This window comes from Blastopirellula marina DSM 3645 (assembly GCF_000153105.1).
Taxonomy (GTDB): domain Bacteria; phylum Planctomycetota; class Planctomycetia; order Pirellulales; family Pirellulaceae; genus Blastopirellula; species Blastopirellula marina.
In genome coordinates this window covers 814,953-831,866 of the sequence record NZ_CH672377.1, presented here as the reverse complement: position 1 = coordinate 831,866, position 16,914 = coordinate 814,953, and the positions used below count along the sequence as shown (strand labels likewise).

The window sequence follows — 16,914 nt, the reverse complement described above, 5'->3', positions numbered from 1 at the left end:
CAGGGCTGATGGTCCGCACAGCGGACCCTACTTACTACTTACCGAACTGGCGGAACCCGTGGGTTGCGCAAGCGGCGATGGTGTTGGAAATGGGGGGGCTGGAATCGCTTGCTTCACCCACGCTACGGCGGATGAGAGCGTTGTGGGGTGGTGAAAAAAAAAGCGGGGCGGTCCGGTCCGATGGGGTCGAATGCCGGAGGTCGCCCGCTTTGTTGATTGTTGGGCGTTCGTGCTTGTCGAACGACTAGGCTTCGACTTCGAAGATCGCTTCGACTTCGACGATCATTTCGCCGGGCAGTCCGCTGACGCCGATAGCGCTGCGAGCGGCGATGCCGTTGTCGGGACCAAAAACTTCGGCCATCAATTCGCTGAAGCCGTTGATTACGGCCGGGTGCGCGGTGAAGTCATCGACGGCGTTGACCATGCCGAAGGTTTTGACCAAGCGTTTGACCTTATCGAGACTGCCGAGATGCGCTTGCAACGTCGACAACATTGCAAGGCCGGTTTGACGCGCGGCGTCGTAGCCTGCTTGTTGATCGACGCTCTGGCCCACTTTGCCTTTCGAGAGGGTCCCATCCATTTGCAGGGGGCCATGGCCGGAGATATAGGCCAAGCCGTTGTGGACTAGGACCGGTTTGTAAACGCCCATCGCTTTGGGCGCCGGGGGGAGTTCCAATTTCAGTTCGGTGATTTTGGCTTCAGCGCTCATCGTCTTGGGTCTCATACTTCTGGCGGAAAAAAGGGTCGAAATGTATGCGGGAGTATAACACCGGCGGTGTGCGTCATAAACGGGCCACCAGCGCACGCTTTGCCTAAGCTGGGCGGCTATTTGCGCCAACGGAGGTGTGAGCAAAAAGGATCGCTATTTTCGGCGCAAAATCAACGTGACGAGAAGCGGCGAATCTTCACGCTGATAGCTGCGCAGGCTAGAATGCGACCTTCTCGCGAAACGAGAAACGACGCCTGACGACTTTGATCTCATTAGAAAAGGGCCCGCGATGCCAGCAATGTTCAGCCTCTCGATGATGATGTTCCTGCAATTTTTCATCTGGGGCGCCTGGTACGTCACCGTCGGTAACTTCATGAATTCGCGGGGGATGTTTGATGAAGTCTCTTGGGCCTATACGGTAGGTCCCATCGCGGCGATCATCTCTCCCTTCTTTTTGGGGTTTGTCGCTGATCGCTATTTCGCGACCGAAAAGGTGCTAGGCACGCTGCATCTGCTCGGGGGCGTCACAATGTTCATCGCGCCGTTTGCCGCGGGGATTAGTCCAACGCTATTTATCATCGTGCTGCTGTTACACATGCTCTGTTACATGCCGACGTTGGGTCTGACCAACACGCTGGCGTTTCATAACATTGAAAATCAGGAGCGGCAGTTCCCGATAATTCGCGTGTTTGGCACGATTGGTTGGATCGCCGCAAATCTTGTCGTCAGCAAAGTGTTTCAAGCGGATACGTCGGAGATGCAGTTTTACATAACGGGCGCCGCGGCGCTGGCGCTGGGGGTGTTCAGCTTTGCTTTGCCGCACACGCCGCCGCCGTCAGCCGGCAAGAAGGTGACCTTCCGCGAGATTATGGGGGTCGACGCGTTGGCGCTGATGAAAGAACGTTCGTTCGCCGTCTTTATCGTCAGCTCATTTTTGATCTGCATTCCGCTGGCCGCTTACTACGCCTACGCTCCGGTCTTTGTCGGCAAGGTTGGTTTCACCAGTCCTGGCGCTTGGATGTCGATCGGACAAGTCTCAGAAATCATCTTCATGTTGTTGATCCCGATCTTCTTCGCCTATTTGGGCGTGAAGTGGATGTTGTTTGTCGGGATGTTCGCGTGGGTGCTGCGTTATGGTCTGTTTTCGGCGGCTGATGAGGGCAACATGTGGATGTTGGTTTTGGCCGGCATCGTGCTGCATGGCATCTGCTACGACTTCTTCTTTGTGACCGGGTTTATCTATACCGATAAAAAGTGTTCCAAGGAATTGCGCGGTCAGGCGCAAGGGTTCCTGGTCTTTGTGACGCAAGGTTTGGGGCTGGGGATCGGCGCCAAGCTGGTTGGCTACATCGTCAAGATGTATACGCCGCCTGAGGCGCAAGCGCTGCAGGCCGAAGCGCAGAAGCTCACCGTTCAGGCGTATGGCATGACCGATCTGGCGGCGGCCGCCGAGCTGAGAGAGAAAGCGGGCGAATTAGGAGGCCAGGCGGTGCAGATGATGGACTGGGGGATGATCTGGCTGATTCCTTGCATTTTCGCTGGCGTCATTATGATCTTGTTCGGCCTGCTGTTTCATGACAAAGCGGCGGATGAGACGTCGATGACGTCCGAAGACGAAGCTTCGTCGCCTGCGGCGCACTAAATCAAGGCATACTCGCCGCGCAGCCTCCTGTATTTAAGGGTTCTGCGTTGCAAATCAGGGCGAATTCAGGGGCTCATCCAACCAGACGAGCCCCTTTTTATGCGCTTTGCGAGCAAGCGTGCTCTTTGTTTTCCCTTCGTTTTCTCGAGGAAACAGCCGAAATTGGGCCAATTCGGAAAACTTGGCTAATTTTCTCCAGATTTTCTAAAGCGAGAGATTTGACTCGGTATCGTTCCGACCTAGGTTTCAAGTGAACAGGGGAGTAGCCAACCGCGAAACCCTGCTCGGTGACACAACGTCACCGTCATTTCCTGTCTTTTCCGGAATTCTCCGAGCAATCATAAAACTCGTTGGTTCGGTGAGGCAGGCAATGGCCTGCTGCCAGACGTCCTCGAAAAAGGCAAACCGATCGTGAGGTCGGGACGCAAAGCCAAGGGCCACGTAAGTGGACGCCAGGCTGCCGAAGGGTGCGCTCGCGAATGTTCGCGGCGGTAAGAACCACGGAGGCGAGAGTGAGGGACATGGCGAAATTCGTCGTAGGTTGATTTTCAGTTGCATTTTGCAGGCCGGCGTCGGAGACAACGTCGCGGCTGAAAATCAAAATCGCATCCTTGTTAAATGCCGCTTTAGGCACTTGTGGAGATCTCATGAACATTCTCGCTCAAAAGATTCAGAATTTCCTGGTATCGGAAGATGGCCCCACCGCGGTTGAATACGCCGTGATGTTGGCCCTCATCGTGATCGTATGCTTGACGGCCATTCAGGCCATCGGCACCCAGGCGAACGCCACGTTCACCAAGATTGGCAACGACATGTCGACCGCCAATGCGACCGGCGGCGCCACTCCGTAGTCGCTTGCGACGTCCAGCAGAGCGTGCGAAACACGTCGCACGCTCTTCGCGCTTATTTGAAAAAGCCCCTTTGACGTCATCGCTGGTCGACGTTGATGCGGGCTTTTTTTCGCTGCGCGAAATCGCAGCGAAGGGGATGGCAGTGACGCGGCAGCTCCGCTCGCCGGCGTCGTGAAAAGTGCAGAAAACGCCCGGCATCGTCCGTCGTCACGTACGGCGCATGCTACGTTTTTTGATAATTTCGCGCTCTTTGCGCGAAAGTCAACGATTCATGCAAATGACCGAGGCCTGATCTCGGCGGAGAGCTACCAGGAGAGAACCATGGAATACGTAAACGATTTGGGCGCTTCGATGGCGGAACATTGGCCGGTTTGGGTAGTAACCGTGACGTTGATCGTTGCGGCGGTGATTGACGGCTTTCAGCTGAAGGTTCCGAACTGGATCACGTTTCCGTTTATTATCGCCGGCTGGACTTACAGCGTGATCGCGTTCGGCTGGGAAGGTCTCGGCTGGAGCATGCTGGGCACCGTCGTGGGTTTGGCCTTGTTGTTGCCGGCTTACGCGATCGGCGGCATGGGCGCAGGCGACGTGAAACTGCTCGCCGGCGTCGGCGCTTGGATGTACGGCACGCACACTTTCTATGCTTTCTGCATTTCGGCTGTCGTCGGCGCGGTGCTGGCGATCGGCATGGTCTTGTTCCGAGGCGCTTGGGAAAAGCACTCGAACCAGGCCTGGATGATTCTGAATGAGATCCTGACGATCCGTGACCCGAATCAACTTTCGGCGATCGCCGCCGAGCGGAAGCCGACGATGATGTTGCTTCCGTATGGCATCCCGATCGCGATCGGATCGATCGCTTACTTCATATGGATGGGAATGCTGGTATGACCCCCACAAGAACCGTCGTCGCGGAAGCCGAGGTAGATAGAGAAACTTGGACGCAGTGTGAAACTGGGTCGACTTTGACGCCGCAGAAGTTCAGGTTACATCGACCTTGTCGATTGTACCGATCAAAACGAACAGGAGCGGCGGTCGTCGAGTTTGCTATCGTGGCTCCCCTGTTTTTCCTGCTGGTGTTCGGCATGATCGAATACGGCAGGATGGTGATGGTTCAGCAGGTGATTACCAATGCGTCGCGAGAAGGAGCTCGAAGAGCGGTTCTCGACGGGGCGACTACCAGTGAGGTGGTCGCAGCGGTCGAAGAATTTCTCGAACAAGCTTCGGTGAGCGGCGGCAACTTGGAAATTCGCGTTTCGCCGGATCCCCCCGGCAGCGCATCCAACGGCGATCCGGTGGGGGTGACGATAAGCGTTCCGTTTAGCGACGTCAGTTGGATGCCTTCCCCGATGTATCTGGGGGGGACGACGTTAGAAGCGAAGACAGTGATGCGTCGTGAAGGAATCAAATAAGCGAATCTGATTGGCGCCACTTGCGCCAGTGGAATCGACTACATCGGTTGTAGCGATGCGAAAGCGTGGGTTGGCTTCGCGTCGCAAGTACGCCGATGAAGGAATTAACTATTTTGCGCTTCGGCCAGACGCGCATTGCTAGCTCGATTATGACGGCACGGATGCTAGCAAACTAAGGAAATATTCATGCGTCCCAAATCGTTAATTCTGATCGTATTCGCTCTGGGCTGCGGGTTAGTGGCTTCGATCGGCATCAGTCAGGTGCTGGAAAGCAAAAGCCAACAATCCACAGCGCCGCAGATGGAGATGGAAAACATCTTTGTCGCGATCGAAGACATCGACATCAACGAACAACTTTCGCCCGAGCTGATCAAGCTGGAGCCGTGGCCCAAGGACAAAGTGCCTGAGGGAGCGGTGACCAACCTGGAAGAAATCGAGAATCGCCGACCGCGCGTTCGCTTGTACGCCGGAGAGCCGATTCTGGAACGCAAGCTGTTCGGATCGAACGAGGACAAAGGCGCCTCGAAGATGATTCCGAAAGGGTTTCGCGTGCACTCGGTTCGCGTGACGGCCGAAACCTCCGCTTCGGGATTGATCTTGCCGGGCGACCGCGTCGACGTGCTGGTTTACCTCCGCAACTCGGGCAGCATCAACAAAACATTGACCCGCACGATTTTGAAGAACGTGCGAGTTTTCGCGGTGAACGAACAAACGCATCGCGAAACGGACTCTGAGGGAAACACGATCACGGCCAAGACCGTTTCGCTGTTAGTGAAACCGAGCCAGGTCGAAGTGCTGATGCTGGCGAGCCAACTGGGAAGTCTGAGCTTGTCATTGCGTCCGCCGGATGATGACACCATCGAAGACGACACCGATGACGCGACGGTGGAAGAGCTGATGGGCATCGATGAAGACGCCGATCCCAAGCAGAAAAAGAAGCCGATCGCCCAAGCGAAGCCGGATAACGGCGGTTTCCTGGGATTCCTGCAAAACTATGGCGGCAGCAAACCGGTCGAAATGCCGGTTGAAACGGGGCCGGAGTGGACGATGGATCTGCTCGATCCGAATGGAGTTCGTCGCTTTGAGTTCGGACAAGATGGAAAGCTGCCGTTGGAAGTCGCGCCAGGCGCGGCGGGTTCTTCGGCGGCGGCGCCGGTTTCGCTTCCAATGCAAGGATTGGGATCGACGCCGATAGGATCGGGCTTTGCTCCCAGTGGGGCCGGCTCGTCTACAGGACAATCGACAGCGGATGCGACGCAAAGCGGCGACGCTTTGCAACAAGACGATGCGTCGCAGGATCAAGCGGCGCCCCTGGGCCTGGATGATTAAGTAGAAAAACGGAATTCGATTCGGGTACGCGAGGACACGGACTGGACTCGCGCCCAATACGCAAGGATGTTCACGGATGATGATTTCTCGCCGCCCTTTGGGGTTCTTGTACAGCTACGGCGTCGCCTGTTTGCTGATTGCAATCGCGACGCCAGCCGCGAACGCCCAAGATATGGGCGCCGTGCCAAACGTCAACTTCAAGGTCGACGCGCCCAATCAGCGTTTGGAGATGATGGTTAACTCCAGTCGCATCTTCACGCTGGACGAGAAGATTCCGAAGGCGCAGGTGAACAATCCTGACTTGCTGCGGTTGACGCCGCTTTCACCCAACAAGATTCAGGTTTCCGCGCTCAAGCCAGGCGTGACGCAAGTCAACCTGTGGAACGAAGATGGTACGATCCATACGATCGACATCATCGTCATCGGCGACGGCCGCGAACTGCAGCTGTTGTTGGAAACCGAGTTTCCCAACTCGTCGATCAAAGTTCGCCCCCTGGCGAGCAGCGTCGTTCTGTCAGGCTACGTCGATCGGCCGGAAGCGGTCAGCCGGATCGTCGCCATGGCCGAAGACTATTATCCGAAAGTCATCAATAACATTACCGTCGGCGGCGTTCAGCAGGTCATGCTGAAGGTCAAAGTCTATGAAGTATCGCGAACCAAGTTGCGCCGATTGGGCATCGACTGGGCGGCGATCGGATCCGACTACTTTATCTCGTCGACCGCGGCCAATGTTTTGACCCCAGCCGGCGTCCTCACGTCGGGGGCTCGTGACGCACTGGGCGCCACCGGGCAGACGGTGCAGTTTGGCGTGCTTGGATCTAGCACGCAGTTTTTCGGATTTCTCGACGCGCTGCGCCAAAACAACGTCGCCAAGTTGTCGGCGGAACCGACGTTGACGACGATTAGCGGTCGTCCTGCCAGCTTCCTGTCTGGCGGTGAAGTGCCGATCCAAGTCGCATCGGGTCTCGGCACCACGTCCATCGAGTACAAGCAGTACGGTACGCGAGTCGACTTTGTGCCGATCGTGCTGGGCAACGGAAATCTGAAGCTGGAAGTTCGTCCGGAAGTCAGTGAGCCGGACTATAGTGTCGCGATTAACGGCACGCCTGGTTTCCGGCTTCGTTGGGTCGATACCGCCGTCGAAATGAAAGCGGGACAGTCGTTCGCTTTGGCGGGCTTGATTCAGGAGAAAATCGAAACCGAAACGCGGGGTCTTCCCTATCTGGCCGATCTCCCCTGGGTGGGCGCCGCATTTCGTCGGAATACCGATTCACGCAACGAAGTGGAACTGTTGATCATCGTGACGCCGGAACTGGTCGGAGCATTGAATCCGGAAGAAGTTCCTTGCGAATATCCCGGTTCCAACACCGGAATCACGACCGACTGCGAACTTTACGGACGCGGTTATGTGGAAGTTCCGGCTTGCCCGCCGGGGGGAGCCTGCATTAGCGAACCGGGGATGATTGGACCTTACGACGGCGAGAATATCGCGCCTGGTCCGCCGGTGATCGAAATGATCGAACCGGCTGCGGCGAGCCAATCGATGCAAATGCGAATGCCGGCCCAGCAACCGGTTCCGGCGACGCCGGTGCGGATCAGTCCGATGGCTCCGCCCAAAGGCTCGACGGTCGAAGCGTCAAATCCGCTTCAGCCGGCTCAGTCCGAACCGACGCTGATTGGGCCGGTAGGTTATGACTCGTTAAGATTTTAGTCGCGGCGCCGGAATTGCGCACTACACTTTCTTAACTTGCACCCTGCCTAAATCCGTCTTTCGCAGCGCTAGACGTCGCATTAAGAAGTATGTCGGCTATGAACAACGTATTGCGAGTCGCTCTGGTAGATCCAACCGACTCGACCCGAGAAAAACTGAAGTCGACTTTGCTCAGCATGGAAGTCATTTGGCTCGAAGCTGAATGCTCTCGGTACGAGTTCTTCGCGGACGTCGTTGGACAGACCAATCCCGACATCGGGATCGTTTCGCTGGACGCTAGTCCCGAGAAAGGACTAGCGCTGATCGAAGAGCTGCATGACGCCAATCCGGAGTGCAGCATTCTGGTCATCAGCGCTTCGACCGACGGCAATCTAATCTTGCGTGCGATGCGTGCTGGGGCCAAAGAGTTTTTGACGCACCCGGTGGTGCTCGAAGATTTGATGGCGGCGCTAGAGCGGATCAGCAGTCAGAAGTTCGGCAAAGGGGAATCACGCTCGCGCGGTTGCCGCGTGATAACCGTGGGTGGAGCGACCGGCGGCGTCGGCGCCACCAGTTTGGCGGTCAATCTTGGCTGCTTGTTGGCGTCCAACGAAAAGAACAACGTCGTTTTGATCGATCTCGATCTGGCCCTGGGCGACGCGGACGTGTTTCTGGACACCATTCCCGACTATACGTTGGTTGACGTCGCGCAAAACATACAGCGCCTCGACTTCAACCTGCTGAAACGATCGCTCACCAAACATTCGTCGGGGCTCTACCTCTTGCCGCGACCGGTGCAATTGCACGATGATTCGCTGATCAGCCCCAGCGACTTTACGCGTGTGATCGGTCTGCTCAAAGCGACCTTTACGCATGTCATCATCGATTTGTCGAAAGGCTTTCGCCCGCTCGACTTTGTCGCGATGCGCGAGGCGCAGGACAATCTGATGGTGATCCAGTTGGATCTCCCTTGCCTACGAAACGTCGTCCGCTTGATGATGTCATTCTCAGAAACGGATGGCCTGAAAGAGAAGACGCGGATCATCGTGAATCGCGTTGGTCTCGACTCTGGGCAGATCAGTCTGAAGAAGGCGCAAGAAACGATCGGCAGCGAGATCTTTTGGCAGATCCCGAACGACTATCGCGTAATGGTCGAAGTTCGCAATAACGGCGTGCCGCTGATCGAACAGGCTCCCCGCGCCGGCATTACCCAAGCGATGGCCGGTTTGGCCAACGTGTTGTCTGGCGAAAACAAGAAGGCCTCCGCAACCGGCGGCAAAGCCGGCATCAGTCGGTGGTTCGGATTCCTGGGGGGGAAAAACGCCGAGGCGAGATCCGCTTCCGAAGACAACGAAGAGACCGCCTCCAAGTAGGACGCCGGCTCCGATTGGGAAGCTGCATTCTGAAACTTGGCGCCATGCAAAATGGGACCTGACCCCATTTTGCAATCCTCTTCTCCTGGTGCTTTCGCAGTCGTTTTGTTCTGCACTATCGATACGACCCAATCTCCAGGCAGGGTCGCCGAAATTCTTCCGGCATTGTCAATCGTATGACGTATGTTTTTCACGAGGTCCAGTGGCCGTCGCCCCTGACGGTATGCGCTCGATTTCTGAAACATTCGCATTGTGCGTCGCATGAAGCCGACGCGGAGAATAGACATGTCCGTACGATCATTGAACTCAGAAGCGAAAAACGGAGACGCTAAACAGGCCGAGTTCGAGAACTTGAAGCGTCGCATTCATGGCAAGCTGGTCGACAAGCTTGATCTTTCGAAGGTGGGCGAACTCGAAGGCGAAGTATTGCGCCGCGAAATCCGCCTGGTAGTTGAGCATCTCTGCGACACGGAAGAAACGTTGCTTAATCGCAACGAACGCGAACGGCTAATCGAAGAAGTTCTGGACGAGACTTTCGGCCTGGGACCGCTCGAATTGCTGCTGAAAGATCATGCGATCAGCGATATTCTGATCAACGGTCCCAAGCAAATCTATTGCGAAAAAAATGGTCGGCTCGAGAAGAGCCCGGTGACTTTTCGCGACAACAACCACCTGCTGCAAATCATCGATCGCATCGTTTCTCGCGTCGGTCGTCGCGTTGACGAAACCTGTCCGATGGTCGATGCTCGCCTGCCGGACGGCTCTCGTTTTAACGCGATCATTCCGCCGCTGGCGCTGGATGGCGCCGCCGTGTCGATTCGCCGTTTCGGCTCGAATCCGCTGAAGCTGGAAGACCTGCTCAACTACAAAGCGTTCACGCCCGAGATGGTGATGCTGTTAGAAGGGGCGATCAAAGCCCGCTTGAACATCATCATTTCCGGCGGCACCGGTTCTGGCAAGACGACTCTGCTCAACACGCTGTCAAGTTTCATTTCGGCTTCCGAACGGATCGTGACGATCGAAGACGCGGCGGAACTTCAGCTGCAGCAAGATCACGTCGTGCGGTTGGAAACGCGACCTTCCAACGTCGAAGGGAAGGGCTCGGTTACGGCGACTGATCTGGTGCGAAACGCTCTGCGTATGCGGCCTGAACGAATCATCATCGGCGAATGTCGCGGCGGCGAAACGCTTGACATGCTGCAAGCGATGAACACGGGTCACGAAGGTTCGATGACCACGATCCACGCCAATACTCCGCGTGACGCTATCGCGCGTGTCGAGACGCTGATCTCGATGGCCGGCTTTGATTTGCCGATCAAAGCGATGCGTCAACAGATCGCCAGTGCGGTCGACTTGATCATTCAGGCCAATCGCATGCAAGGGGGATCGCGCCGCGTCACGCACATCACCGAGGTGATCGGCATGGAGCAAGACACCGTCGTGATGCAAGACGTCTATAAATACAACAAAACTGGCATTGATGAGACAGGGCGAGCTCGAGGCCAGTTTGAAGCGACCGGCGTCCGGCCGAACTTTATGTCGAGACTCGAATCGGCAGGCGTTCGGCTTCCGGCCAGCGCGTTCAGGCAACGCGTGATGTTGGTCGACTAATCCCGTTCCCGGTAGGCGCCATACGAGGTACTGCCCCATGTTGTCGATTTTGATTCCGATCGTCGTCTTTGTAGGCATCGCCGCATTGATCGGCGGCGTTGCGCTGAGCTTCCGAAATACGGGAAGCGAAGAAGCCGAGATGCGACTTGACGTTCTGACCGGAGCCGGTCAGCCGCGCGGCAAAGACGCCGATCCCGCGGCCGGATTGCTCTCTGGATTTCAGGATGAAGGGAACGCGATCGAAGCCTACATTCTGCAGTACTTCAATCTGCGCCTCTTTTTGGATCAGGCCGACATGAGCATGTCGGTCGCCAATTTGGTGATGATCTCAGGCGGATTAGCGGCGGCCGGCGCAATCTTGCCGATTGCTATAGGCATGCCGTTTTACGTCGCGCCGATTACCGCCGGATTGCTGGGCGTAATCCCATTCGCCATGGTTCATTTCAAACGAAAAGCTCGGCTTGCCAAATTTGGCAAGCAATTGCCTGACGCGCTGGAGCTGATCTCTCGCGCCTTGCGCGCCGGACATAGCTTGGGCGCCGGGTTTCGCCTGGTGAGCGAAGAGTCGGACGATCCGATCGGGCGTGAATTCGCGAAAGTTTTCGAGGCGCAAAACCTCGGCGTTTCGCTCGAAGATGCGATCACCGACATGACCGAACGCGTCCCGAACTTGGATCTCAAGTTCTTTGGCACCGCGATCATTTTGCAGCGTCAGACCGGCGGCGACTTGGCCGAGATTCTCGACAAAATTGGCCGGCTGGTGCGACAACGTCTCGAATTGTTTGGCACGATTCAAGCGCTGACCGGCGAAGGTCGTATCTCTGGCATCGTGCTGTTGGGACTGCCGCCGGCGCTGTTTGTCGCACTATGGCGACTCAACCCGGGCTATGTGATGACGCTGTTTACCGATCCGCTCGGAAACAAAATGCTGGCCGTCGCGATCGTGATGCAGTTGATCGGGGCGTGGGTCATTCAGAAAATCATCGACATCAAGGTGTAAGCGAACCATGGACCTTTCATTTCTCAACTGGGCTATCTTGGTGCCGCTCGCCGTATTCGGTCTAATTACCGCCGGCGTCTGGTGGTTGATTGATTCGTGGTCTCCCAGCGCCACGCGCGCCGAAGATCGACTGGACGATATTAAAGATCCGATTGGTAAAAAAAATCGGGAAGACCGCTCCGGCAACGCCGTTTCCAAGGTGTTGGAGAAAGCGACGCCGGCCTTCGCGGCCCCGCTGCAACCCAAGAACGCGAAGGACGCCAATGCGCTGAAGGAACGGCTCACGCACGCCGGCTTTCGAAGCGAGGCCGCGCCCAACATTTTCCTCGGGTTGAAATTCGCCTCGTTGCTGATCGGCTTGATCGTCGGCGGCGGATTGGTGGTGCTGCTCGGCAACTACAATCAAAGCGACCTCTTCAAAGGGATCGCGATCGCCGGCATCTCGTTTTATATTCCTTCGATTGGCCTGTGGTATCTCGGCAAGAAACGCAAAGAACAGATCTTCCGCGGCTTACCGGACGCGCTTGACCTGATGGTCGTCTGCGTGGAAGCGGGACTCGGCCTGGATCAGGCGATGCGTCGCGTTTCGGAAGAAATGAAAAAGACGTATCGCGTGATCGCAGAAGAATTCGGGCTCTGCAATTTCCAACTGCAAGTCGGTCGCCAACGCAGCGACGTGTTGCACGAACTTGGCAATCGCACCGGCGTGGACGATTTGCGTTCGCTGGCGGCGATCTTGATTCAAGCCGACAAATTCGGCTCTAGCATCTCTCAAGCGTTACGCGTGCAAAGCGATTCGATGCGAACGCGGCGCCGTCAGATCGCCGAAGAGAAAGCGGCCAAGACGGCGGTGAAAATGATCTTCCCGCTGGTCTTCTTCATTTTCCCCGGCATCTTTGTAGTGCTTGTCGGACCGGCGGCGATCACCGTGATTCGCGAGATGCTGCCGATGATGGCGGCCAACAGTTAACGCCGTTGCAATCCGCAAACTTTACCTGACTCAACCTGGCCGCACCAAGTGCGGCCAGGTTTTTTGGTTAGAGGTGGGGGTAAATGTGAATCTGTACCGTCTCAGCGGCAGTAGTTGGCTGCGCTGTGCGTGTTTTTCCGATAAGCCCAATAAGCACCGGGCCAACGGGCAGATCGCGCAGGCGCGATAAGAACTACCGAGCTAGTAGGACTAGCCCCATCTGAGGAGATAGACGGATGTATCGAGGTCAGGGAATCGCGCTTGCCATCGCCGCCGCTTTTATCATGGCGGGATCGTGCGACGCCGGTTGGCGTGAATTCTGGGAAGGTTCCAAAGTCGACCACGCGCGGAACGCATGCTGGCCAGAACCGTTCCTCACCTACGACCGCATGGCGACGCGGAACTTTTTGAGCCAAATGACGGCGAACGGCATCCGCTTGCAGAACACGCTGGGCGATCATCACTTTAATAGTGAGACGAACGAAATCACCCGCGGCGGCGAGATGAAGATTCGCCAGATCCTGGAAGGGCTGCCTGACCGCCGCGCCGTCTTTGTCAAAACTTCGTTGACGCAAAATGCGACGCAAGCGCGTTTGGCTTCGGTTCATGCTGCGATAGCCCGTATGCTGGGGCCGGACGCACATCCGGAGGTTTACGAATCAGGAGCTGAGCCTTACGGTCGTCCGGCCGACTTTATCGACGACATCTACCGCGCCGAGCGCGGCTCGATCCCGGCTCCTCGTTTGCCGGCGGCTCAGTCGGTATCGCCGTAAGCGGGGTAAACGTCACGGTAGCGGCGCCGGCAGGGGGCGCCGCTTACGGGAAAACATCGCCAGATATCGGCTTGGTTGCCGCTCGCGCCCATTTTCGGTGCAGAGCGACGGCAACTTTCGTCGAAAAGTAAACGGGCAGGTTATTCCGATTATTAGTGCGGCTGGTGCTAGCAGCCCACAAGCGCGTTCGCACGGAGATGTCGCGTGGCCCTGAACAAGACACTATTCAATTCGCATTCGCTGCGTGCAGGTATTGCATCGGTCGCGCTGGCTAGCGCTATGTGGACTTCCCCGCTAAACGCCGAAGAGACGAGCGGCGGTTTGCTTGGCAATCTACCGTCGTTTAATGTCCGGCAGGTGCAGTTTACAAGCGACAAGAGCGAATCGACGACTCTCGACGAATATATTCGGGAGACCGAAGCGAAGAAGAACCAAAAATCCAGCGACAGCGGTTTCACCGCAACGTTGAAGAGCGCCGGTAAAAGCATCTCCGACGCTTTTACCATCAAATCGAAGACCGTGCCGGCCGATGACCCGCTCAGCCTGGCGAACACCCCCGATCATCTGAACGCGGCGGTCTACCTGGGCTCGGGCCGCATGCATGAGCAGCAAGGGGACTTTGATGGCGCCGCGAAGCAGTATTTGAAAGCGATCGAAGAGTATCCGGACAATCTGTACGCGCTGCTCAGTTACGCTCGGCTGCTCGATCGCCAAGGGAAATCGCCCGCAGCGCTGGAGTACTACCAAAAAGCGGCCGCCGCGCATCCCGACAGCGCCGTCGCGATGAACGATCTGGGGCTTTGCTATTTGAAATCGAAGCGTTTTGATGACGCGATGAGCGCGATCTACAAGGCCACGACGATCGAGCCAGAGAACAAACGCTATCGCAACAACATGGCCAGTGCGCTGGTCGATGCGAATCGTCTAGAAGAAGCATTTTCGCAGTTGGAATACGCTCATGGCGCAGCGCCGGCCCACTACAACCTTGGCTACCTGCTCTACAAGCGGGGAGACGCCCAGCTGGCCCGCGTCCATTTGAACATGGCGATCGAAAAAGACCCGAGTTTGAATGCGGCTCGCCAGTTGTTGTCGATCCTGGATCGAGGCCAGCCTGAGGTCGCCAGCTTGCCGTCACGCGGATCTCAGCAGAACTTGCGTCGGCTGCCCGCCGCTCCCAGCCCGCCGCAGCTGAATTTTAATCAAAACTCCGGAAGCGCCATGCAGACGGCTCCTTCGTTTCGTCGCTAGACGACATCGATTGATTCCCAAAAAGCAGAACGCCGTCCTTTAGGTCGGCGTTCTGCTTTTCTTGTTGTCGAATTCGCCGGAACTTAGGCTTGCAGGCTGGCTCGCGCCGCGGCGATTGTCGTATCGATATCTTCGTCGGTATGCGTCACCGAGATGAAGAGCGCCTCGAACTGACTGCAGGGAAAGTAAACTCCGCGATCGATCAGGCCCCAGAAGAAGTCGGCGTAGCGCTCGGTGTCGCTCTTCTCGGCGGTGTCCCAGTCGACGACCGTGCCGGCGCCAAAAAAGAGGGTCGCCATACTGCCAACCCTTGCTACCGAATAAGGGGCTCCGGCGTCGGCCGCCGCTTTGGCCAGGCCCGTCATCAGACGCTCGCCCAATTGCTCTAAGCGCGGATAAGGATTCGTTTCTTTCAGAATCGACAAGGTCGCAATTCCTGCGGCGGTCGCGAGCGGATTTCCGCTCAGGGTGCCTGCTTGGAAGACTTGGCCCGCCGGCAGGACGTGGTTCATGATGTCGGCCCTGCCGCCGTACGCGGCGATCGGCAAACCGCCGCCGACGATCTTCCCCATCGTCGTCAGGTCCGGCGTCACCCCAAACAACTGCTGGGCGCCGCCGAGCGCGACCCGAAATCCGGTCATCACTTCGTCCATCAGCATCACCGCGCCATGCTTGGTGCACAACTCGCGAATCGCCGCGAGAAACTCCGGCTTCGGAATGACGGTTCCCATATTGCCGACGATCGGCTCAAAAATCACACAGGCCAAATCGTCGCCGTGCTGTTCAAACACGGCGGCTAATGCGGCCGGATCGTTGTACGGCAAGACGATCGTGTCGGCGGTCGTGCCCGGCGTGACTCCCGGCGAATTGGGAACGCCCAACGTCGCTGCGGCGCTGCCGGCGGCGACCAGCAAACTGTCGACATGGCCATGGTAGTTGCCGGCGAACTTGATGATCTTGTTGCGCCCCGTAAAGCCGCGGGCCACGCGGATCGCGCTCATCGTCGCTTCGGTGCCGCTATTGACCAGGCGTACCTTCTCGACCGACGGAACCAACTCGATGATCAATTCAGCGAGGGTATTCTCACGTTCGGTCGGCGCACCGAAGCTGGTCCCTTGATCGACGGCCGCGTGAATCGCGGCGCGGACCTGCTCGTTTCCATGGCCCAGAATCATCGGCCCCCACGAGCCGATGTAGTCGATGTAGCGATTGCCGTCGACGTCGATCAAATAGGCGCCTTCGCCCCGCTCGAAGACCAGCGGCTCGCCGCCGACTCCGCCAAAAGCACGGGCCGGGCTGTTCACGCCGCCGGGCATCAATTGTAAAGCGCGCTGGAAAATTTCGTGGCTGCGAGTGCGTGACATAGAGGGGAACTTCTCGGTGGGGCCTGTTGCGAGAGGGAAACACTTCTTAGTTTTATAGTCGAAACCGCTGATTTCGCTACTGCCTTCCCCCTTTGTTCCCGAAACATGCACGGCATTCTCAACATTCACAAACCGCCGGGGTGGACCTCACGCGACGCCGTAAATCGAGTCAATCGATTTGTCCGCCCGGCCAAAGTAGGGCATGCCGGCACGCTGGATCCTTTGGCGACCGGCGTCCTGATTTGCTGCGTCGGCAGCGGCACGCGGTTGATTGAATATCTGCAGCAAATGCCCAAGCGGTATGTCGGCCAGTTTGAATTAGGGAAAACGAGCGATACTGAAGATTTGGAAGGGGTGGTGACCGAGATCGTCGACGCGCCGGAGATTTCCGCTGCGCAGCTGACGGCGATCTTACCCGAGTTTGTCGGAGAAATTCTGCAGCGTCCTTCCACCTTTTCAGCGATCAAGGTCGATGGAAAGCGCGCCTACAAACTCGCTCGACAAGGCGCCGCAGTCGAACTGGCGCCGCGTCCGATTACGATCTATGAAATCACGCTTCGCGGTTTTGAATATCCCCGGTTCGAGATCGACGTACTGTGCGGCGGCGGCACCTACATGCGCGCTTTAGGACGAGATATCGGCGAGCGACTCGGCAGCGGCGCCGTGATGACTGGTCTACAGCGAACGGCGATCGGCGATTTTCGCCTGGAAGACGCCATCCCGCTGGATGAGCTGAGCGCCGAAAGCGTCGCCGAGAATTTGTCCCCGCTCTCAACCGCGGTCTCCCAGGCGCCGCAGATCACGCTCACCCCAGAAGAGGTGAACGAGATGATCTATGCCCGCGGTATCCGCGCGACCATGGAAAGCCCGGCCGCCGAAATCGCCGCTATGGACCAGCAAGGACGTCTGATCGCGATCTTGACCCGCCGCGAAGACCAACGCTGG

16 protein-coding genes and 1 riboswitch are annotated in these 16,914 nt (G+C 57.2%); of the genes, 14 read left to right on the top strand and 2 right to left on the bottom strand.

Annotated features, from left to right (window positions below; all coding sequences use genetic code 11):
* Positions 1-248 (top strand): hypothetical protein (locus DSM3645_RS31475; RefSeq protein ID WP_237564912.1); only part of this gene is annotated, 248 nt, incomplete at its 5' end.
* On the opposite strand, the gene DSM3645_RS22420 is transcribed toward DSM3645_RS31475, so the two are convergent.
* Positions 245-709, bottom strand: coding sequence for a RidA family protein (locus DSM3645_RS22420; RefSeq protein WP_002654887.1), 465 nt, complete (start codon positions 707-709; stop codon positions 245-247). The two genes, DSM3645_RS31475 and DSM3645_RS22420, sit on opposite strands and share 4 nt — an antisense overlap.
* A 289-nt stretch (positions 710-998) precedes the next feature.
* Between DSM3645_RS22420 and DSM3645_RS22415 the strand changes: the two genes are divergently transcribed.
* The 12 genes from DSM3645_RS22415 (at position 999) to DSM3645_RS22360 (ending at position 14,605) form a co-directional block, all read left to right on the top strand.
* Positions 999-2,351, top strand: a complete 1,353-nt coding sequence (locus DSM3645_RS22415; protein ID WP_116344554.1) for an MFS transporter — start codon at positions 999-1,001, stop codon at positions 2,349-2,351.
* Positions 2,352-2,740: 389 nt separating this feature from the next.
* Positions 2,741-2,816, top strand: a riboswitch (cyclic di-GMP riboswitch).
* Between the two features lie 182 nt (positions 2,817-2,998).
* The gene (locus DSM3645_RS22410; protein ID WP_002654885.1) at positions 2,999-3,202 is read left to right on the top strand and encodes a Flp family type IVb pilin; all 204 of its coding nucleotides are present in this window, start codon (positions 2,999-3,001) and stop codon (positions 3,200-3,202) included.
* Between the two features lie 321 nt (positions 3,203-3,523).
* Positions 3,524-4,090 carry an A24 family peptidase gene (locus tag DSM3645_RS22405; protein ID WP_050769488.1) on the top strand — a complete coding sequence of 189 codons (567 nt, stop codon included), beginning with the start codon at positions 3,524-3,526 and terminating at the stop codon, positions 4,088-4,090.
* 74 nt (positions 4,091-4,164) lie between these two features.
* A complete protein-coding gene (locus tag DSM3645_RS22400; RefSeq protein WP_315849866.1) occupies positions 4,165-4,611 on the top strand; it encodes a TadE/TadG family type IV pilus assembly protein in 447 nt (148 codons plus the stop codon).
* A gap of 186 nt (positions 4,612-4,797) precedes the next feature.
* Entirely contained in the window at positions 4,798-5,940 is a 1,143-nt protein-coding gene (gene cpaB, locus DSM3645_RS28860) for a Flp pilus assembly protein CpaB (protein ID WP_050769487.1), read from the top strand.
* Between the two features lie 76 nt (positions 5,941-6,016).
* Positions 6,017-7,651 carry a type II and III secretion system protein family protein gene (locus tag DSM3645_RS28855; RefSeq protein WP_050769486.1) on the top strand — a complete coding sequence of 545 codons (1,635 nt, stop codon included), beginning with the start codon at positions 6,017-6,019 and terminating at the stop codon, positions 7,649-7,651.
* A gap of 98 nt (positions 7,652-7,749) precedes the next feature.
* Positions 7,750-9,003 (top strand): response regulator, encoded by a 1,254-nt coding sequence (locus tag DSM3645_RS22385; RefSeq protein ID WP_002654879.1) that lies wholly within the window; start codon positions 7,750-7,752, stop codon positions 9,001-9,003.
* Between the two features lie 285 nt (positions 9,004-9,288).
* Positions 9,289-10,614, top strand: a complete 1,326-nt coding sequence (locus DSM3645_RS22380; protein WP_002654878.1) for a CpaF family protein — start codon at positions 9,289-9,291, stop codon at positions 10,612-10,614.
* Between the two features lie 37 nt (positions 10,615-10,651).
* Complete coding sequence (locus DSM3645_RS22375) at positions 10,652-11,614, top strand: type II secretion system F family protein (protein ID WP_002654877.1); 963 nt, start codon at positions 10,652-10,654, stop codon at positions 11,612-11,614.
* 7 nt (positions 11,615-11,621) lie between these two features.
* Positions 11,622-12,584, top strand: coding sequence for a type II secretion system F family protein (locus DSM3645_RS22370; protein WP_040352930.1), 963 nt, complete (start codon positions 11,622-11,624; stop codon positions 12,582-12,584).
* Positions 12,585-12,820: 236 nt separating this feature from the next.
* Positions 12,821-13,357, top strand: coding sequence for a hypothetical protein (locus DSM3645_RS22365; RefSeq protein ID WP_002654875.1), 537 nt, complete (start codon positions 12,821-12,823; stop codon positions 13,355-13,357).
* Positions 13,358-13,636: 279 nt separating this feature from the next.
* Positions 13,637-14,605, top strand: coding sequence for a tetratricopeptide repeat protein (locus DSM3645_RS22360; RefSeq protein WP_002654874.1), 969 nt, complete (start codon positions 13,637-13,639; stop codon positions 14,603-14,605).
* A gap of 83 nt (positions 14,606-14,688) precedes the next feature.
* On the opposite strand, the gene hemL is transcribed toward DSM3645_RS22360, so the two are convergent.
* Positions 14,689-15,969 carry a glutamate-1-semialdehyde 2,1-aminomutase gene (gene hemL, locus DSM3645_RS22355; protein WP_002654873.1) on the bottom strand — a complete coding sequence of 427 codons (1,281 nt, stop codon included), beginning with the start codon at positions 15,967-15,969 and terminating at the stop codon, positions 14,689-14,691.
* 105 nt (positions 15,970-16,074) lie between these two features.
* Here hemL and truB point away from each other — a divergent pair.
* Positions 16,075-16,914: tRNA pseudouridine(55) synthase TruB (gene truB, locus DSM3645_RS22350; RefSeq protein ID WP_002654872.1), on the top strand; the 840-nt coding region annotated here is incomplete at its 3' end.